Source organism: Mesorhizobium sp. B264B1B (assembly GCF_020165765.1).
In the GTDB taxonomy this organism is placed as follows: Bacteria; Pseudomonadota; Alphaproteobacteria; order Rhizobiales; family Rhizobiaceae; genus Mesorhizobium.
In genome coordinates this window covers 18,786-38,075 of sequence record NZ_JAIUIS010000003.1, presented here as the reverse complement: position 1 = coordinate 38,075, position 19,290 = coordinate 18,786, and the positions used below count along the sequence as shown (strand labels likewise).

The following is a 19,290-nucleotide window of genomic DNA, read 5'->3' as shown; positions in this document are numbered from 1 at the left end:
GCCGATCCGACTGTCTAGAATCATGCGCTTCCTGGGTTAACGAGAGGTTAACGCCACGAAGGCCCGCCTGTTCCGTTTTGGCCTACCAGCGTGGATTGGGTGAGGTCCCGGCCTTGGCAGCCGGCACTTTGACCGCCGAAACCGTTGCCTCGACATGGTCGATCAGCGCATCCGGCAGGCCGAGCCGGCCCGCGAGCAGATCGAGATAGCCGCGCTCGGCGCGTGTGTCGGGATCGATTGTAAGGCGCGACGCGGTGTAGAGCTCAAGCTTCTGCGCGTCGGTCTTGGCGCCGGCCACCAGCGTGTCGAGGTCGAGCGGGTTCTCCAGCTCCGCCATCAGGAATTTTTCCGCATCGGAACCGATCCCCGCGAGGCTCAGCTTGCCGGCGATCTTCTTGCGCTCCTCATCGTCGACATGGCCGTCGGCCTTGGCCGCCGAGATCATCGCCCGCACCAGGGTCAGCGTGAATTCGTCCTCGCCCTGCGGCGCTTGCGACGGGTGGAACGCAGTGTCCTTCGGCGGCGGCAGCAATTCCGGTTCGCCGGCCGCCGGCGCCTGCTCGGGTGCATTGCCGGCCTTGTAGTTCTGGTAGGCCTTGTAGGCGAGGCCACCGATCGCTGCCAACCCGCCGAGCTTGACGGCGGCACCGGTGACCTGGCGCCCGGCGCCGGTTCCAAGCAGCACCGCGGCCAGCGCGCCCGCCGCAAGAGGATTGTCCTTGGCCATCTGCACCGCCTGTCCGGCCTTGTCGCGGACCGTGCCGCCGGTGCCGGGAATTTGCGAGCCGAGCAGATCGTCGAGAAGCTTCTTGGGATCGAACATCAATGCCTCCAGGATTGCCCGGCCGAACGGGCAGGTTTCGAACGCCGAAGACGTAGGTCCCGAAACCTGGCATTGCAATGACGGGCGGCCGCTTTGCCCCGGCCCAGGCGCCTTGATCAGGACCCGATATGCGGTCCCCTGCCCCGCGCCTGCGCCAGCTCGACCTGCCGCTGGCGCTCGGCATAGCGCTGGCGGTCGTCGTCCGACCGAGCGTCGAAACAATGCGGGCAGGAGACGCCGGCGGCAAATTTCGGCGATGTCAGCTCGTCCAAGGTCAGTGGATGCCGGCAGGCGCGGCACAGCTCGGCGTCGCCCTCGGCGAGGCCGTGCGACACCGAAACCCGTTCGTCGAAGACGAAGCATTCGCCTTGCCACAGGCTGTCTTCGGCCGGCACCTCTTCGAGGTATTTCAGGATGCCGCCCTTGAGATGGAACACCTCCTCGAGACCAAGCGACCTGACATAGGCCGTCGCCTTCTCGCAGCGTATGCCGCCAGTGCAGAACATGGCGACCTTGCGGCCTTCCAGTTCCGCGCGGTGCTCTTCCACCCAGGCCGGGAATTCGCGAAAGCTCGCGGTCGCCGGATCGATGGCGCCCTTGAAGGTGCCGATCGACACTTCGTAGGCGTTGCGCGTGTCGATGACGATCGTGTCGGGTTGGGAAATCAGCGCGTTCCAGTCGGCCGGCGCGACATAGGTGCCGGCACTCTTCGCCGGGTCGATGTCTTCGACACCCATGGTGACGATCTCGCGCTTCAGCCGCACCTTCATGCGGTGGAAGGGCGTTTGCGCGGCGCTGCTGTATTTCACCTCGAGGCCGGACAGCCCGTCGATGGCTTCGAGATGGTCGATCAGTTCGGCAATCGCCGCATCGCTACCGGCGACCGTGCCGTTGATGCCTTCATGCGCCAGAAGCAGCGTACCCCGGATGCCGCGCCCACAGCAGAAGGCAGCCAGTGGCGCTCGCAGCGCCTGGAAGGCGTCGAGCCGGGCAAATTTGTAGAGCGCGGCGACGCGGACAGGCTGGGATGGCGCGGACGGTGTCATTGCCAGAGCAACTAGACGCTCGTAAAAGCCGTTTCAAGGTGAAACGGGTTTGACGGCCTGTCAGGCCCTGTTCCGGAAGAGCCCGTAAGCTACCCGGCGTGCGTGACATCACGACACGCCCGGTTGCGTGGACAGGAAAATATCCGTCTGCTAATCGGTTGAATTGACAACGATATGGAGAAGAAGATGCCCAGCAAGACCGAAAAACTCCTGTCGTTGCTCAACGGTCAGCCGGTCATCCCGGTGCTGAAGATCACTGATGTTGCCAATGCGGTGCCGTTGGCCCGCGCCCTGGCGCGCGGCGGCCTGCCGGCGATCGAGATCACGCTCAGGACCGCGGATGCGCTGGAAGCGATCCGCCGCGTGGCCGGCGAGGTCGAGGAAGCCATCGTTGGTGCCGGCACCATTCTGGATGCGCGCCAGTTCGATGAGGCGGCCGCCGCCGGCTCGCAATTCATCGTCAGCCCGGGCATAACCCGCGAGCTTCTGGCAGGCGCCGCCGACAGCGAGGTTCCGCTGCTGCCCGGCGCCATCACGCCCGGCGAGATTATGGCCGCGCGCGAAGCCGGGCTGCGCTTCCTGAAGTTCTTCCCGGCCGAGCAGTCCGGCGGCATCGCCTCGCTGAAGGCATTCGCCTCGCCGCTCGCCGACGTGAAATTCTGCCCGACCGGCGGCATCACCGGCAAGAACGCGGCCGACTATCTCAGCCTGCCCAATGTCATCTGCGTCGGCGGCTCCTGGGTTGCCCCCGACGACATGGTCAAGGCCGGCAGGTGGGACGAGATCGAAGCTCTCGCACGCGCCGCGAGCAAGCTCGCCGGATAAGCGCTTTCGCGTTCACCAGCGCAGCGGGCCGTTCTCGTCGAAATAGCCGGCAGTCGGACCATCGGCATCGAGCGTCGCCAGGCGCACGATGATCTCGGCTGCCTGCTGCACCGTGCGACCGCCCCTGTGCCCGTTGAGATCGGTCGCGGTGTAGCCGGGAGCAGCGGCATTCACCTTGATGCCGCGCGGCGCGAGCTCCCTGGCGAACGCCACCGTAATCGCGTTGAGCGCCGTCTTGGAGCTGCCATAGCCCATGATGTTGGGCGACTGGTTTTCGCCTGTTGCGTCCTGCGCGCGTGCGATCGAGCCGATATAGCTGCTCACCATGACGATGCGGCCGGCGGGCGATGCCAGCAAGAGCGGCAGGAATGCCTGGGTGACCCGGATCGGGCCGAAGACGTTGACATCATAGGTGGCCTTGATGTCGGCGATATTCTCCCGGCTCGGCGGCAGCTCATAGCGCTCGTCGGGGCCGAGCGCGTCGACATATCCAGGAGCAATGCCGGCATTGTTGACCAGCACGTCGAGGCTGGCTACCCGCGCCGCGACGGTCCTGGCGGCGACCGCCGCGCTTTCGTCATCGACGACGTCGAGTTCGAGCCACTCGACGTCGAGCCCTTCGTTGCGCAGCGCCTGCGCCGCCGCGGCGCCGCGTTCGGCGGCGCGGGCGCCGAGCCAGACCTTGAATCCTGTCGCCGCCAGGCGCCGTGCGGTCTCCAGGCCGATGCCCTTGTTGGCGCCGGTCACCAGTGCGCGCTTCGATGTCGTCATATCCAAATCTCCTTTGTGGAGGCCTGATGCCTGTCGCCTGGAAGTGGCCCGGTCCGGGAAAACGACATGCATAAAACAAAGGCCCAAAACACGCCGCCAAACGCGACGCGCCTTAGAGATGGCGGATTGCCGCCCGCCTCGCGCGCCGAAAACTCTCTTGCTCTTGCCCGATCCTCTCACCTGGTTGCGCGGCCCACGCGGATCGGCAATGCTGGAACGATGAGAGAGGCGCTGCTGGAATTGATCGCCATCGCCGCCCGCCATGCGCATGGACGGCGGACAAGGACGGCGATCCCTCGCGTTACGATCGGCCGCAGCGAGGTCCCGACGCCGCCTATGCCCGAGCTTTGTCAGCCGACGGCGCTGTTCGTGCTGCAAGGCACGAAATCGGTGCTGATCGGCGAGCGTACGCTTCGTTATCAAGCCGGCAGCTATTTCGTCTACGCAGTCGAGACACCCGCCACCAGCCAGCTGATCGAGGCGAGCACCGCGCATCCCTATGTGGCCATCGGCTTCGCCCTCGATGTCAAGGCGATCGCAGCCCTGCTCATCGAGCACGAGCCGGCCGTCGGTGGCGACGATTTCATGACCTGCCTGGCCAATGACGACCTGCTCGACGCGTGGCGCCGGATGCTGCGGCTGCTCGACAGGCCCGCCGAGATTCCCGTGCTCGCTCCCCTGCTCGAGCGCGAGATATTGTTTCGCCTGTTGCAAGGCCCGCAAGGCGCGAAGTTGCGCCAGCTCGCCGGCGCCGACAGCCGCTTGTCACAGATCCGCCGGGCGACCGCCTGGATCCGGGCTCACTATGACGAGCCTATCGAGGTGCGGCGGTTGGCCGAGCTCGCCAATATGAGCAGCGCTGCGTTTCATCGCCACTTCAAGGCGGCGACGGCGATGAGCCCGATCCAGTACCAGAAGCAGGTCCGCCTGCTGGAGGCCCGCCACCTGCTGCTGGCCCAGCCGGGAAACGCCGCGCGGGTTGCCTTTACCGTGGGCTATGAAAGCGCTTCGCAGTTCAGCCGGGAGTATGCGCGTCAGTTCGGGTTGCCGCCTGCACGCGATGCCGCGCGGCTTCTGGCGCGGGGCGAAGCGGCCGCGCTGGACATCGACTGAACCATCCCGGGCGGCACGAAAAAGCCCGGCCGGCTTGCGCCGATCGGGCTAATCTGGTGCCATGATAGTCAGTGGTGTCTTGGCGGTCAGTTGCAGACCCTGACCTTCTCGACCGCCTTGTGGTGATGCTTCCAATGCGTGACCATCTTGGTCCGGCAGTGATGCTTGCCATTTTTGATGATCACGGTTTCGGCTTGCGAGGGCCCAATAGCCGCCGATGCCGCCACCAGCGCCAGGACGGATGCCAATAGAATCTTCTTCATGAATATCCCCGGGTTGGAACGCAGCCATTCTAGCCGGGAAATAGGCGGCTTTTACCTTTTCACGAGAAGTTCAGGCACCCGTGATCCCGCGGGGCCGGGGCCGGCTTCATGCATGCCATTGTTGCCGCACACAGCCGGCTGACAACGAAAGCCGCGCCGGTTGCCCGGCGGGGCTTTCGGATGCCCGGTCTTCACGCTACTTCGTCTGGAAGCGCGCGACGGACAGGAATTTTACGGCATTGCCGGTGAAACGGTTGGCATCCGCCATCTGATCCCCCTGCTGGAAGCCGGCCGTGTAGACCTCGCTCGGCGGCGTGTGGACCACATTGTAGGCGTAGCCCGGCGCCGTCGTGGCGCTCGAAACCGTCGCGACATTCTCGCCGCTGGTCAGCGCCCAGCGGGCGGCCTGCGGCGCGGCGGCGACTACGATGGCCTTGGGACCGGGTTTCAGGTCGCGGGCGGTGGCTCTGGCCTCCTTGCGGGTCGTCTTCACGCCGGCGCCGATCGCGGCGACCGGATCGGAACCGGCAGCGCGGGCGACGACGGCCTCGCGCGGCGATGCGGCATCGACGCCGGACGGGTCGTTGAAAGCCGAACGAGGCTCGGACAACGACGCAACCCGATAATAGTCAGCCTGCACGGGAAGCGCCTCGGCCTCGTCGAGCACGGCCTTGACCGCATCGGGCTTGACCGCATCGGGCTTGGCCGCATCGATATTGGTCATATCCGGCCGCGCGCTCGGCAGCACCGAGAAGGCATCGGTCGCGGTCTTGCCACGCTCGGCCGTCTCGGCCAGCGCCATCAGCACATCCTTGCTGGGCGCAGGCGCCAGCACCGCCGGCAACGTGTGTTCGGGGCGCCATGTCGGCAAAGGTATGTTGTTGGCGGCAACCTGCGCTGCATCGGCGGCGACCGCCGAGGGATCAGCCTTGCCGAAAGGCATATTCGCCGGCGTCTGCACGGTTGCCACGGTCTGTTCGGTGCTGGCCGTCGCATCCGCCATGCCGAAGGGAACATTTTCAGGCGGCTGCGCGCCGACATCGACTTTCGGCCGCGGCGCGAAATCGGGCAGCGGGATGCTGCGTGCCGGCAACGCCGCGATGATGGTCTCGGGCGTATCCTTTTCCGGCTCCGGGGCCTGCTCCTCGGCGACCTGCGGGATCTCGGCGCGCTTGGCGTTCTCGGGCGCCACGATCGCGATCCCCGGCAGGGTGCCGCTCTTGGCGGTGCTCGCCGGTACCGGCTTCACGCTTCTCGGCTTCGGCGCCGGCTCTGCCGATGCGACATCGGCGCTGTCGTCGGCCTCGTCGTCGCCGCCGCCGAAGAAGGCAGCCAGGAGTCCGCCGGACCTTTTGGAACCACCGCCGGCGCTGGCCAGCTCGATGGCGGCGCCGCCGGAGCCCTTGCGTGCCTTGTATGAGGCAAGCGCCTGCTCAAAGCCAGGCAGCGGCCGGCCGTCGCTCGGCACGTGCAGCGTCTTGCCGTTCGGGAACAGGCTCACCAGTTCCTGTCGGCTGATGCCGGGCCAATGGCGCACATTGCCGACATCCATGTGGACGAACGGCGAACCGGATCTCGGATAGTAGCCGACGCCGCCGCCCTGCATCTTGAGCCCGATATTGCGCAGCTTCTTCAGCGGCACGCCCGGAATGTAGAAGTCCATCGCCTTGCCGAGCATGTGCTGGCTCTTCTCGGCGACACCCTTGCTGCGACTGCGCAGCATCGAGTTCGTCGACGGCGAGCGATAGCCGCAAACCACCTGGATATAGTCGGTGGCGCCGCTTTCCCGATAGGCTTCCCAGACCAGGTCCAGCAGGCGCGGGTCCATCTTGGTCGGCTCGTTGCGGCGCCAGTCGCGCAGGATGATGTTGATCTTCCTCAGCCCGGCCTGATCGTAACGGCCGTTGCGCTTGTAGACGATCTCCGCCTTCTCGTGCGTGTGGAGGTGGTAGAGCTTCAACGAACGCACTTCGGCCCTGGCGCCGGTTGCGGCAGCGGCAAGAAAACCAAATGCGACAATCATGGCCGCCAGCCACTTCGGCCAGACGCTCAAATGATAGTGCCGCCCGTTTGTGTGTCGTTCGATTCTGTTCAAATCAAAAGGCCTTGCAGGCTGCCGTTTGTCCCCGGATTTGCCCAAACGGACGTGTCGTTGTCACATCCGAATATCGATCCTAATGGTTAATCATCGCTTATTGAAGCCGAAATGCGGTAAGACCGTGGCGATATCCCGCCAAAAATTGTCCACAAGGTTTCTTGGTAAACCGCTGGTTTAGATCATGATTCCTCGTTTGGCCGAAACACGATCTGTTACCGTTAGCCTTAATGCGTGAACGGGACCGTCGGGGACGTCGCCATCGGCGCGCCACACTCCGGTCCAGTCAATGCACCGGCGACATGATGGCAGCGCAAGCTGGTCCCGGCCTTGCGTGACCGCACTCGGGCCGACCGCTCTCAGGCCGGACATCGGGCGGCTGTGCGCGATAGCGCCCTCAGGAAGCGAGCCGGTCGAGCCTGCCGGTTTCCGGATCGATGCCGTATTCCTTGAGCTTGCGGTAAAGCGTCGAGCGGCCGATGCCGAGGCGGCGGGCGACTTCGCTCATCTGGCCGTTGTAGTGATCGATGGCGAGCTTGATCATCTCCAGTTCGACATCCGCCAGCGCGCGCACATTGCCGCGCTCGTCGAGCGCGCGCAGCGTGCCGAAGCGTGGCTGAAGCCGCGTCGGCGATTCGGGTTCGGCAGCCGAAACGCCCTCGCCGGCCAGCGCCGGCTCATCGCGCGGTTCTACGGCCAAAGCCGGGCCGGTCGGCGCGATGTCCACATCGAGACGGACCGTGCCCTCCACCTGGGCGCGGATTTGCGGGAAATCCTCGACGCCGAGCACATCGCCTTCGCACAGCACCGAGGCGCGGAAGACGGCATTTTCCAGCTGCCGGATGTTGCCGGGCCAGTCATAGGCCTGGAGCACGGCGAGCGCCGCCGCCGAAATGCCCCGCAGGCGATGGCGCGGGTCTGCCGGAGCCACCTTCTCCATGAAATGTGCGACCAGATCGGGAATGTCGTCGCGGCGGTCGCGCAAGGGCGGCACATAGATCGGATAGACGTTGAGCCGGTAGAACAGGTCCTCGCGGAACTTGCCGTCCTTGACCTGCTGCAGGAGATTGCGGTGCGTCGCCGAAATCAGCCTGATGTCGACCCGGACCGTGGCGCGGCCGCCGACCGGATCGACCTCGCCATCCTGGACGGCGCGCAGCAGCTTGACCTGCACGTCGAGCGGCAGGTCGCCGATCTCGTCCAGAAACAGCGTGCCCGAATGCGCTTCGACGAATTTGCCGGTGTGCTTCTCCGTGGCTCCGGTGAACGAGCCCTTCTCATGGCCGAACAGGATCGATTCGACCAGATTGTCGGGAATGGCGCCGCAATTGACGGTGACGAACGGTTTCGAGCGGCGGTCGCCGCTGCCTTGTATGGCGCGCGCCACCAGTTCCTTGCCGACGCCGGATTCGCCCTCGATCAGGATCGGGATGTTGGATGCCGCCGCTTTCTGGCCGAGGCGGATCACCTTGTCCATGGCGGGACTGTGCGTGATCATGTCCCTGAAGGTCAGCAGCCCGCCGCGCCGGCGCGACGTGCGCTTGACCTCGCCTTCGACAGCCTCAACCTTGAGCGCGTTGGCGATCGAGGCCTGCAGCCTGTCGGGAGAGGCCGGCTTGACGACGAAGTCGAAGGCGCCGTGGCGCATCGCGGAAACCACGGTCTCGATGCCGCCCTGGGCGGTCTGCACGATGACCGGGATGGTGATGCCGCGCTCGCGCATCGCCTTGAGCACGCCGATGCCATCGAGATCAGGCATGACCAGATCGAGGATGACCACCGACACGTCGCGGGCGCCGGGTCCGTCGAGGGCGTCGAGGCCGGCGGCGCCCCCGTCGACGACGATTGCGGTGTGGCCGAACCGCGTCACCGCCGCCTCGAGCAGCCGGCGCTGCACGGGATCGTCATCGACTATGAGTATGGAACCTGTCATGACTGTCTTGAGCCGCCCGCCTGATATCCCCATGGACCATCTTGGCACAGGGTTCTAAATAAGGTTTCAAAAAACCCGGTGAACGAATTCCTTAGGATTTGACCGGCTTCTCCGTTCTCCTGATTCTGGCCCTGGGCCCGGCCACTCGATTCAAAGAAGGTATTGTCGATGCGCGTGATGTTTGATCGGCGGCTTGCGGCGCCAGCTTCCGGTCAGGGCGCCGCCGAGCTTGGCGATCTGCCGGAATGGAATCTTGCCGACCTCTATGCGGGCATGGAGGCGCCGGAGCTGAAGCGCGACATCGCGAAAGCCGCCGCCGATGCGGTCGCCTTCGAGAGCCGCTGGAAGGGCACGCTGTCCGCCGAGGCCGAGCGCGGCAGCGCAGGCAGGCTGGGCGAGGCGCTTGTCGCCTATGAGGCTCTGGAAGAGCTGATCGGCCGCATCGTCTCCTATGCCGGCCTCATCTACGCCGGCAACACCGCCGATCCGCAGCGCGCCAAGCTCTATGGCGACATCCAGGAGAAGATGACCGACGCCAGCGCGCATCTTCTGTTCTTCGCGCTCGAACTGAACCTGATCGACGACGCGGCCATCGAGGGCGCGCTCGCCGCCGACCCCGCCTTCGGTCATTACCGGCCCTGGGTGCTCGATCTGCGCCTGGACAAGCCCTATCAGCTCGAGGATCGCGTCGAGCAGCTGTTCCACGAGAAGTCGATCACCGGGCGCGGCGCCTGGAACCGGCTGTTCGACGAGACTATGACGGACCTGCGCTTCGACGTCGACGGCGAGGAGCTGACGCTGGAACCGGCCCTGAACCGATTGCAGGATGCCGACGGCGAGGTGCGACGCCGCGCCTCCGAGGCGCTCGCCCAGACCTTCCGGAGGAATTTGCGCACCTTCACGCTGGTCACCAACACGCTGGCCAAGGACAAGGAAATCTCGGACCGCTGGCGCGGTTTCGAGGACATCGCCGATTCACGCCATCTCGCCAACCGCGTCGAGCGCGGTGTGGTCGATGCGCTGGCTTCGGCGGTGCGCGAGGCCTATCCGCGCCTGTCACACCGCTATTACCGGATGAAGGCGCGCTGGCTGGGCATGGAGGTGATGAACCACTGGGACCGCAACGCGCCGTTGCCGGAGACGCCGCAGGCGGTGATTGGCTGGGACGAGGCCAGGAACACGGTGCTGTCCGCCTATCAGCGCTTCTCGCCCGAGATGGCCGAGATCGCGCGGACTTTCTTCGACCGCAACTGGATCGACGCGCCGGTGCGCCCAGGCAAATCCCCCGGCGCCTTCGCCCATCCGACCGTGCCTTCGGCGCACCCCTACGTACTGCTCAACTACATGGGCAAGCCGCGCGATGTGATGACGCTGGCGCATGAGCTTGGCCATGGCGTGCATCAGGTGCTGGCCGGCGGCCAGGGCGCGCTGATGGCCTCGACGCCGCTAACGCTGGCCGAGACGGCGTCCGTTTTCGGCGAGATGCTGACCTTCCGCTCGTTGCTCGAGCAGACCACCGACAGGCGCGAGCGCAAGGCCATGCTCGCCCAGAAGGTCGAGGACATGATCAACACGGTCGTGCGCCAGATCGCCTTCTACGAATTCGAGCGCAAGGTGCATGCGGAGCGCCGCAACGGCGAACTGACATCCGACAGGCTCGGCCAATTCTGGCTGGAGGTGCAGGCGGAAAGTCTGGGCCCGGCGATAAAGTTGCGCGACGGCTACGAAGTCTTCTGGACCTACATCCCGCACTTCATCCATTCGCCCTTCTACGTCTACGCCTATGCGTTCGGCGACTGTCTGGTGAACTCGCTCTACGCGGTCTACCAGAACGCCGAGCGCGGCTTCCAGGACAAATATTTCGAGATGCTGCGCGCCGGCGGCACCAAGCATCATTCGCAGCTTCTGGCGCCTTTCGGCCTCGATGCCACCGATCCCGCCTTCTGGCAGATCGGGCTTGGCGTGATCAGCGGCTTGATCGACGAGCTGGAAGCGCTCGACAACTGAGGCGTCTTCTGTACGTCGTCCCCACCTGCTCAGAACAGTTTAGCCGGAATGCATATTGGGCCCACACTATTCTTGGTCTAAATATCTGTTCTTGAATAACTCTCTTTCGTAGTTTTCCCATAGCTTTCCGTAAGCTCTATGATAGCCTCCCCGCCAAGCTCAGCCGGAGCATGCGGGTCGGGCGGGGAAGTCTCAGCCGATCGCGGCGTTCCGGTGCACGCGACGACGGCCATTGGCCATGGCTTGCAAAGCCGACGCCGACGGCTCGACTGAGGCCGGCTGTTCCGCAGGCGGCCGAACCATCATCGAGTAGTCCTTCGCCGAAGGTCATTAAGTCCAATGCCGCGGCAGACGGATCTGACTGGAGAGAGAGACAATGGGCACTTTTTTCTACATGCTCCTGGCGTTCCTTGTGGGTGTGCTGGTTGGCTGGTTCATCTGGGGACGCCTGCGCGGTGAGCTCGACAGCTTGCGCGGCGACCTCGACCGCACACGCAGCGAGCGCGACCGGCTGCGGGCCGACAGCGATCGCCTGACCGGCGAGTTGGATGCCTGCGGGCGCACCCGCGCCGATCTCGAGCGCCAGCTGCGCGAGGCCTCGACCGGCTCCGGCCCGGCAAAGGCGGCGGCGCCGGCGCCGGCCGCCTTGATGTCGACGCCCACCCCTGCCAAATCCGCTCCGGCGGCCAAGCCGGCGCCCAGGAAGCCGGCTGCGGCCAAGGCCGCTTCCAGCGCCGCGAAGACTGGCGCGCCGAAGGCCGCTGCCGCCAAGGCGGCACCCAAGGCCAGCGTGGCGCCCAGGAAGGCGGCACCGGCGAAGGCCGCGCCGGCCAAGGCGGCTTCCGGCAAACCCGACAATCTGCGCCGGCTGATCGGTATCGGCCCGGTCAACGAGAAACTGCTCAGGGCACAAGGCGTCACCAGCTTTGCCCAGATCGCCGCCTGGACAGCCGCTGATATCAAGCGGATCGAGGACGTCATGAATTTCGACGGCCGTATCGCGCGCGAGCGCTGGATCGAGCAGGCCAAGCTGCTCGCCGCCGGCAACGAGGCGGAATTCGCCAGGCAGTTTCCGTCGGCTGGAACCGCCAGCAACACCTGAGCGACAGGGCAGATCCGACGATTGCGGCCGGCGGCGCGAACGAAGCGCCGCCGGTTTGCTTTTGGCCGCAAGGTCTGCCCACGGATCGGGCGACAGGTCGGGTTTAAGTGGCAAGGTGCCGCTCCCTCGATTGCGCGCGGCTGCCCCCCCATATAGAGCCATCATTGGCTTCATCGATCCACGCCCGAGTTCCATGCCCCTGCCCGCCGCAATTTTCCGCAATGACGAAAGCGCGCGCCAGCTCGTTTTCGACCGACCGGACGACATCATCACGGCGCACGAGGCCCGGGATTTCTCGGCCGCGCTGCAGGCGGCCCAGGCCGCGCATGATGCCGGCAAGTGGCTTGCCGGCTACTTCTCGTACGAGGCGGGCTACCTGCTGGAGCCGAAGCTGGTTCCGTTGCTGCCGGCCGGGCGCCGCGCCCCGCTGGTCTGCCTGGGCGTCTTTGACGCGCCGGTGCAAGAGCCGGTGCCGCCCCGTAAGGCGGCGGCGACCAACGGCCCGATCTTCGATGCAAGGGCGACATGGTCGTTCGAGGATTACGAGAAGCGGTTCTCGCGGCTGCACCGGCACATCAGGCAAGGCGACTGCTACCAGGGCAACCTGACCTTCCCGGTGCATGCGCAATGGTCGGGCGATCCGCTCGCCGCCTTCGACGCGCTGACCGAACGCCAGCCGGTGAAATATGGTGCCCTGGTTTCGCTTGGCGATCCGGTCGTGCTGTCGCGCTCACCCGAACTGTTCTTCGAGATCGACGCCCAGGGCATGGTCGAGACCCATCCGATGAAGGGCACGGCGCCGCGTGGTGCGACGGAAGCCGACGACGAGCGCCAGAAAACCTTCCTGCGCAATGACGAGAAGAACCAGGCCGAGAACCGGATGATCGTCGACCTGCTTCGCAACGACATCTCGCTGATCAGCGAGGTCGGCACGCTGGAAGTGCCCGAGCTGTTCCGCATCGAAACCTATCCGACCGTCCACCAGATGGTGAGCGACGTCAGGGCGAAGCTGCTGCCGGGCCTCACGATCCGCCAGATCTTTGCCGCGCTGTTTCCCTGCGGCTCCATCACCGGCGCGCCGAAAATCCGCGCCATGGAGATCCTGCATGACCTTGAAGGCACGCCCCGTGATGTCTATTGCGGCGCCATCGGCTGGATCGCACCAGGCGGCACGATGCGCTTTTCCGTGGCGATCCGCACCATCTCGCTCTTTCCCGGCGGCGAGGCCGTCTACAATGTCGGCGGCGGCATCGTCTTCGATTCAACCGCGCAGGAGGAGTATCAGGAGTGTCTCTTGAAAGCCCGCTTCGCGACGGGAACGCCGCCGGTTTCGAATTGATCGAGACCATGCGCTGGGAGCCGGCCACGGGCTTCCTGCGCTTGGAGCGGCATCTGGCGCGCCTCTATGGTTCGGCGGCCGAACTCGGTTTTGCCTGCGACCCGCAACGTATCGGTGACGTGTTGGGCAAGGCTGTCGATGGCGCGCGCAACGCCTTGCGCACGCGCCTGGCTTTGGCGCGCAGTGGCGACGCGGCCGCCTCGGTCCAGCCCTATGAGCCGCTCGCCGCCGATAAGGTTTGGACGCTGCGGCTGGCGCGCACGAGGCTCGATTCGAACGACATGCTGCTGCGCCACAAGACCAGCCGCCGGCAGGTCTACGCGCATGCCCGTGCCGAATACCTCATCACCCAGGCCGACGAAGTGCTGTTGGCCAACGAGCGTGGCGAGATGTGCGAAGGCACCATCACCAATGTCTTCGCCGATTTCGGCGACGGCATGCTTTTGACGCCCCGCCTCGATTGCGGGCTGCTGCCTGGCATATTGCGCGGCGCGCTTCTGGATGAAGGCCGCGCCCGCGAGGCGATCTACAGCTTTGACGACTTGAAATCCGCCAGGGCGCTCTATGTCGGCAATTCACTGCGCGGCTTGATCCCGGCAAAACTGATCTGAAGCATGACATCGCTGCCCACCCACACGCCCTATGATGGCTCGTCCAAGCTGTTCACCATCGGGCTGAAGCCGCTTGCCCTGGCCGACTGGATCGAAGTCGACGAACATCTCCTGCCGTTCCTCGCCGAGAAGCAGCGGCTCTATGCCGAAATGCCCGGCACCGTGTTCGTCGAGGAAGACGGCACGCGCGATGCTCAGCGCGAAGTGCTCGACCTGCTCGAAGCGCACTTGCCGCGGGCATTTCCCGAGACCCATCGGCGTGCCAGTGGCGGGGTCGAGGTGATCGGCGCCGCCGGCAATCCCGAGGGCGACTTCGCCAAGGCGCCGCTTGTCGCGGCCTCGCTGCTCGTCCAGGAAGACCTGATCCTGATGCGCCGCGGCGAAGACGGCTGGCGGCTCGCCGCCGGCTCGCTCTGCTTTCCCTCGTCCTGGTCGCTGCTCGAAAAATTCGGCAAGCCGTTGCAGCAGATCCATGCGCCTGTGCCGGGTTTTGGCCCTGGCACGCGGCCGGCCGAGCTGATCAACCGCATGTTCGACGGCCTCCAGGGCCAGGCCGTGGAGCGCTACAACTGGTCGATTCAATCGGGCGATGCGCTCTACCACCCGCTGTCCAATGTCGAGCGAATCGAGCGCGCCGCCAGCCGCCCGTCGCGATTTGCCGATGGCGACGCCAATGCCCACGCCTTCATCCGCGTCGAGCGGCAGACGCTTCGAAAACTGCCCGTCTCGGGCGACATCCTGTTCACCATCCGCATTCATCTCGACCCGCTGGCGGCGTTGGCGCATCACCCCGACCGGGCGACGCTGGCTCCGGCTTTCGCTGCCCAGCTCGAAGCGCTCGACATCGCCCAGCTCGATTACAAGGGCTTGACATCAGACCGCGACCGGCTGGTCGGCGTCCTTAACCAAATGGCGAACGCCGCCTGACCGGCGGTTGGCGCTTTTCACTGGTTTATGACAATGATCTGTGATGTAGCGCATGCCCGTTGGGCGAGAATGCCCGGGTTTTGCACCTGTCTGAAGGAGTGCTCGATAAAATGGCGAATGAAAACTGGCCCGTTTACGGTGAGATCACCGGCCCTGTGGTGATGATCGGCTTCGGCTCGATCGGACGGGGCACGCTGCCGCTGATCGAGCGCCATTTCAAGTTCGACAAATCGCGCATGACGGTTATCGACCCGCGCGGCACCGACCGCGCGCTGCTCGACGAGCGCGGCATCACCTTCATGCAGGATGCGGTGACCGAGAAGAACTACAAGAAGCTCCTGACCCCGCTTCTGACCAATGGCGGCGGCCAGGGTTTTTGCGTCAACCTGTCGGTCGACACCGGCTCGGTGGATCTGATGCGGCTCTGCCGCAAGCTCGGCGTGCTCTACATCGACACGGTCGTCGAGCCATGGCTCGGTTTCTACTTCGATGCCGAGGCCGACAATGCCAGCCGCACCAACTATGCGTTGCGCGAGTCGCTGCTCAAGGAAAAGCACGACAAGCCCGGCGGCGCGACGGCGGTCTCCACCTGCGGCGCCAATCCGGGCATGGTCTCCTGGTTCGTCAAGCAGGCATTGGTCAACCTGGCCACCGATCTCGGCCTCGAGTTTTCGGAACCCGCGCAGGAAGACCGCGAGGGCTGGGCGAAGCTCATGAGGAAGGCGGGCGTCAAAGGCATCCACATCGCCGAGCGCGACACCCAGCGCACCAAGAAGCCGAAGCCGATGGACGTGTTCTGGAACACCTGGTCGGTCGAGGGCTTCATCTCCGAGGGCCTGCAGCCCGCCGAACTCGGCTGGGGCACGCATGAGAAATGGATGCCCAAGAACGGCAAGAAACACAAACATGGTTCCAAGGCCGCAATCTATCTGGAGCAGCCCGGCGCCAACACGCGCGTGCGCTCGTGGTGCCCGACGCCAGGTGCCCAATACGGCTTCCTGGTGACCCACAACGAGGCGATCTCGATCGCCGACTTCTTCACCGTGCGGTCCAAAAAGGGCAAGGTTCAGTACCGCCCGACCTGCCACTACGCCTATCATCCCTGCAACGACGCGGTGCTGTCGCTGCATGAAATGTTCGGCGCTGCCGGCAAGGCGCAACCGGTACACCATGTGCTGGACGAAAACGAACTGGTCGACGGCGTAGACGAGCTCGGCGTGCTGCTCTACGGCCATGACAAGAACGCCTACTGGTACGGCTCGCAACTGTCGCTCGCCGAAGCGCGCAAGCTGGCGCCTTACCAGAACGCCACCGGCATGCAGGTCACCTCGGCGGTTCTGGCCGGCATGGTCTGGGCGCTGGAGAACCCCGAAGCCGGCATCGTCGAGGCCGACGAGATGAACTACAAGCGCTGTCTGGACGTGCAGTCGCAATATCTCGGACCGGTGAAGGGCTATTATACCGACTGGACGCCGCTCGATAATCGGCCCGGCCTGTTTCCGGAGGACCTCGACCGGAACGACCCGTGGCAATTCCGCAACATCCTGGTGCGATAGCGTCGCGCCAAGCATGCCTCACTGCCTTGCAATCGCCCGGAAATCGGGCGATTGAAGGATGCGGACGGGAGCAAGCCGCGTCCATCTGGACGCATGAACTGCGCTCTTGAAACTTGGATGCATGCACCGTGCTTTCCGAAAGTCGTTTTCCGATTTCGGGCCGACGGGCGAGGAGAGGATTTTTACATGACCATTGCGCGCAAGATTCTTTCGATGAGTGTTGCGGCGGCCACGATGGTGGGGCTGGCCGCTTGTGCAACCAGCGGTCCCGACGAGCCGTCGATAGGGGCCGCGCCGAAGGGCGTCGAAGGCTCCTGGATCGACGCCAAGGGCACCGGTCTTTCGACCTTTGCCGGCGGAACCTTCACCACGGTAGCGACCGATACCGGCCAGAAGCTGTCCGACGGCACCTATACGATGACCGGCGCCACTTCGGTCGAGATCCACGGTACCTCGCTGATCCGGCAGACGCCGGTGAGCTTCAATTGCCTGCTGGTGTCCACCAGCCAGCTCAACTGCACCAGCGGCTCCGGCCAGAATTTCGTGCTGACCCGGCGCGCCTGAACCACCAGGCATTCAGACCTGCAAAGGACGGCGGCCAATGGCCGCCGTCCTTTTTTGTGCCCAGCAGGGATCAACGGGATTTTGCCCCGATTTCCCCTTGCATGCTCCGGAACGCGATGGGAACATGGCTGAAAAAGCCGGCTGTTAGAGACCGGTCAAGCAAGAGCGCTAAACGGCTCTGATCAGCCTATCCGGGAGACGAAGATGAAAAAGCTTGCCGCCATTGCCGCCCTTTCCGCGTCGACGCTGGGCCTGTCGGCCGGCGCATCTTTTGCCGACTACACGCTGAATATCCTGCACATCAATGATTGGCACAGCCGCATCGAAAGCAACAACAAATACGAATCCACCTGCTCGGCGGACGAGGAGACAAAGGGCGAATGCGTCGGCGGAGCCGGCCGGCTGGTCACGGCGATCGCGCAGGAGCGCAAGAAGCTGGAAGGCCAGAACGTGCTGTTGCTCAGCGCCGGCGACAATTTTCAGGGTTCGCTGTTCTACACGACTTACAAGGGCAAGGCCGAAGGCGAGTTCCTCAACGACATGAAGTTCGATGCCATGGCGCTCGGCAATCATGAATTCGACGACGGCGAAACGGCATTGGCGCCGTTCCTCGACATGATCAAGTTCCCCGTGCTCGGCGCCAATGTGAAAGCCAACGCGCAGTCCAAGCTCGGTGACCGCGTCAAGCCGTCCATCGTCGTCGAGGTCGGCGGCCAGAAGATCGGCATCATCGGCGCCGTCACCAACGATACGCCCGAACTCGCCACTCCCGGCCCCAACATCGCCATCGAGGACGACGTCAAGTCGATCACGGCCGAGGTCGAGAAGCTGAAGGGAGAGGGCGTCAACAAGATCATTGCCGTGACCCATATCGGCTACAACAGGGAGCGCGATGTCATAGCGAAGATCCCGGGCGTCGACGTGGTCGTCGGCGGCCACAGCCATACGCTTTTGTCCAACACCGATCCGAAGGCGGCAGGCCCCTATCCGACCATGGTCGACAATCCGGACGGCTACAAGGTGCCGGTCGTGCAGGCGGCGTCCTATTCGAAATATCTCGGCGAGTTCAAGGTCGTGTTCGACGACAATGGCGTCGTCAAGTCGGCGAGCGGCGACCCGATCCTCCTCGACAAGTCGATCACGCCCGATCCCGCGGTGCTCGCCCGCATCAAGGAGCTCGGCGCGCCGATCGAAGCGCTGAAGAACAAGGAAGTGGCCGAGACGACCGACGTCATCGACGGCAGCCGCGAGAGCTGCCGCGCCCGCGAATGCGCGATGGGCAATCTCGTCTCCGACGCCATCCTCGACCGCGTCAAGGGACAGGGCGTCGAGATCGTCATCTCCAATGGCGGCGGCCTGCGCGCCTCGATCGACAAGGGCACCGTCACCATGGGCGAGGTGCTGACCGTGCTGCCCTTCCAGAACACGCTGGCGACCTTCCAGATCTCGGGCAAGGACCTCGTTGCCGGGCTCGAAAGCGGTCTCAGCCAGGTCGAGGACGGCGCCGGCCGCTTCCCGCAGGTGGCCGGCCTGAAATACGCCTTCGACAAATCCGCCCCGGCCAATGCCGGCCGCGTCAAGTCTGTCGAGGTGATGGAGAACGGCGCCTGGACGCCGCTCAATCCCGACAAGGACTATCTGGTCGCCACCAACAACTATGTCCGCCAGGGCGGCGACGGCTACAAGGTTTTCGCCGAAAAGGCCAAGAACGCCTATGATTACGGCCCCGGCCTCGAACAGGTGGTCGCCGACTATCTCGGCGCGCACCGGCCCTACACGCCCAAGCTCGACGGCCGCATCACCGAGATCGCCGCGACGACAGCGGCCGCGCCTGCGGCGGAGCCCGCCAAGCCAGCCGAAGCAATGCCCGACCTGCCTGCCAACTCCGGCGATATCGCCAACACGCCGCCGGCCGTGTCGACCGAGGCCGCGCCTGCGCCGGCAACGCCTGCCGCTCCGGCAACGCCAGCACCTGCGGAACCGGCAAAGCCTACCGAAGCCGCCCCTGCCCCGGCAACCCCCGCGCCGGCTGAGCCGGCAAAGCCCGCCGAGGCCGCACCGGCCGAAACCAGCCATGTCATCGTCGCCGGCGATACCTATTGGGACCTGGCAAAGAAGGCCTATGGCGACGGCACCAGGTGGAAAGTCATTTCCGAAGCCAACAAGGGCTACGAACCGCGCCGGCTTCCGGTCGGCGCCACCTTGACCATACCGCCGAGGTAACCGCCTTCGCCTTTGCGCGCAGGGACACCCGCCGAAACAGGGCGGGCGTCCTGTTTTTGGTAAGGTGCGGCCAGACGCTGCATTGAAAAGCA

General features: G+C 64.9%; 16 protein-coding genes. 10 read left to right on the top strand and 6 right to left on the bottom strand.

The features are described from left to right. Positions 1 to 82 precede the first annotated feature (82 nt). Entirely contained in the window at positions 83 to 823 is a 741-nt protein-coding gene (locus LB547_RS06760) for a tellurite resistance TerB family protein (RefSeq protein ID WP_140513669.1), read from the bottom strand. 116 nt (positions 824 to 939) lie between these two features. Continuing rightward, positions 940 to 1,869 carry a rhodanese-related sulfurtransferase gene (locus LB547_RS06755; RefSeq protein WP_140560315.1) on the bottom strand — a complete coding sequence of 310 codons (930 nt, stop codon included), beginning with the start codon at positions 1,867 to 1,869 and terminating at the stop codon, positions 940 to 942. A 186-nt stretch (positions 1,870 to 2,055) separates the two neighbouring features. Here LB547_RS06755 and LB547_RS06750 point away from each other — a divergent pair, with 186 nt between their 5' ends. After that, the gene (locus LB547_RS06750) at positions 2,056 to 2,694 is read left to right on the top strand and encodes a 2-dehydro-3-deoxy-phosphogluconate aldolase (RefSeq protein WP_140513671.1); all 639 of its coding nucleotides are present in this window, start codon (positions 2,056 to 2,058) and stop codon (positions 2,692 to 2,694) included. Between the two features lie 12 nt (positions 2,695 to 2,706). On the opposite strand, the gene LB547_RS06745 is transcribed toward LB547_RS06750, so the two are convergent. Further along, on the bottom strand, positions 2,707 to 3,465 hold the full coding sequence (locus LB547_RS06745) for an SDR family NAD(P)-dependent oxidoreductase (RefSeq protein ID WP_224655831.1): 759 nt from the start codon (positions 3,463 to 3,465) through the stop codon (positions 2,707 to 2,709). A gap of 240 nt (positions 3,466 to 3,705) precedes the next feature. Here LB547_RS06745 and LB547_RS06740 point away from each other — a divergent pair, with 240 nt between their 5' ends. Continuing rightward, a complete protein-coding gene (locus LB547_RS06740) occupies positions 3,706 to 4,578 on the top strand; it encodes an AraC family transcriptional regulator N-terminal domain-containing protein (RefSeq protein WP_412033404.1) in 873 nt (290 codons plus the stop codon). A gap of 86 nt (positions 4,579 to 4,664) precedes the next feature. Here the strand turns inward: LB547_RS06740 and LB547_RS06735 are convergent, their stop codons facing one another. The 3 genes from LB547_RS06735 to LB547_RS06725 all read right to left on the bottom strand — a co-directional run bounded on the left by LB547_RS06735 (position 4,665) and on the right by LB547_RS06725 (position 8,869). Beyond that, positions 4,665 to 4,841 (bottom strand): hypothetical protein, encoded by a 177-nt coding sequence (locus LB547_RS06735; RefSeq protein ID WP_181177987.1) that lies wholly within the window; start codon positions 4,839 to 4,841, stop codon positions 4,665 to 4,667. A gap of 196 nt (positions 4,842 to 5,037) precedes the next feature. Further along, positions 5,038 to 6,864, bottom strand: a complete 1,827-nt coding sequence (locus LB547_RS06730) for a DUF882 domain-containing protein (protein WP_181168319.1) — start codon at positions 6,862 to 6,864, stop codon at positions 5,038 to 5,040. A 469-nt stretch (positions 6,865 to 7,333) separates the two neighbouring features. Next, positions 7,334 to 8,869 (bottom strand): sigma-54-dependent transcriptional regulator, encoded by a 1,536-nt coding sequence (locus tag LB547_RS06725; RefSeq protein ID WP_140522386.1) that lies wholly within the window; start codon positions 8,867 to 8,869, stop codon positions 7,334 to 7,336. Positions 8,870 to 9,037: 168 nt separating this feature from the next. Here LB547_RS06725 and LB547_RS06720 point away from each other — a divergent pair, with 168 nt between their 5' ends. The 8 genes from LB547_RS06720 (at position 9,038) to LB547_RS06685 (ending at position 19,198) form a co-directional block, all read left to right on the top strand. Beyond that, the gene (locus LB547_RS06720) at positions 9,038 to 10,876 is read left to right on the top strand and encodes a M3 family oligoendopeptidase (RefSeq protein ID WP_181171971.1); all 1,839 of its coding nucleotides are present in this window, start codon (positions 9,038 to 9,040) and stop codon (positions 10,874 to 10,876) included. A gap of 376 nt (positions 10,877 to 11,252) precedes the next feature. Continuing rightward, positions 11,253 to 11,978, top strand: coding sequence for a proton-conducting membrane transporter (locus tag LB547_RS06715; protein WP_140496270.1), 726 nt, complete (start codon positions 11,253 to 11,255; stop codon positions 11,976 to 11,978). Between the two features lie 193 nt (positions 11,979 to 12,171). Then, complete coding sequence (locus LB547_RS06710; RefSeq protein ID WP_140513676.1) at positions 12,172 to 13,317, top strand: aminodeoxychorismate synthase component I; 1,146 nt, start codon at positions 12,172 to 12,174, stop codon at positions 13,315 to 13,317. Continuing rightward, positions 13,266 to 13,928, top strand: a complete 663-nt coding sequence (locus LB547_RS06705) for an aminotransferase class IV family protein (RefSeq protein ID WP_140522390.1) — start codon at positions 13,266 to 13,268, stop codon at positions 13,926 to 13,928. The genes LB547_RS06710 and LB547_RS06705 overlap by 52 nt, the downstream gene beginning before the upstream one ends. Before the next feature lie 3 nt (positions 13,929 to 13,931). After that, the gene (locus LB547_RS06700) at positions 13,932 to 14,855 is read left to right on the top strand and encodes a heme-dependent oxidative N-demethylase family protein (protein ID WP_140522392.1); all 924 of its coding nucleotides are present in this window, start codon (positions 13,932 to 13,934) and stop codon (positions 14,853 to 14,855) included. Between the two features lie 110 nt (positions 14,856 to 14,965). Further along, positions 14,966 to 16,411, top strand: a complete 1,446-nt coding sequence (locus LB547_RS06695; RefSeq protein WP_140560308.1) for a homospermidine synthase — start codon at positions 14,966 to 14,968, stop codon at positions 16,409 to 16,411. 186 nt (positions 16,412 to 16,597) lie between these two features. Then, positions 16,598 to 16,975: a hypothetical protein gene (locus LB547_RS06690; protein ID WP_140496275.1), complete on the top strand. Its 378-nt coding sequence runs from the start codon at positions 16,598 to 16,600 to the stop codon at positions 16,973 to 16,975. A 204-nt stretch (positions 16,976 to 17,179) separates the two neighbouring features. Further along, the gene (locus tag LB547_RS06685; RefSeq protein ID WP_140761387.1) at positions 17,180 to 19,198 is read left to right on the top strand and encodes a bifunctional metallophosphatase/5'-nucleotidase; all 2,019 of its coding nucleotides are present in this window, start codon (positions 17,180 to 17,182) and stop codon (positions 19,196 to 19,198) included. Positions 19,199 to 19,290: the final 92 nt, after the last annotated feature.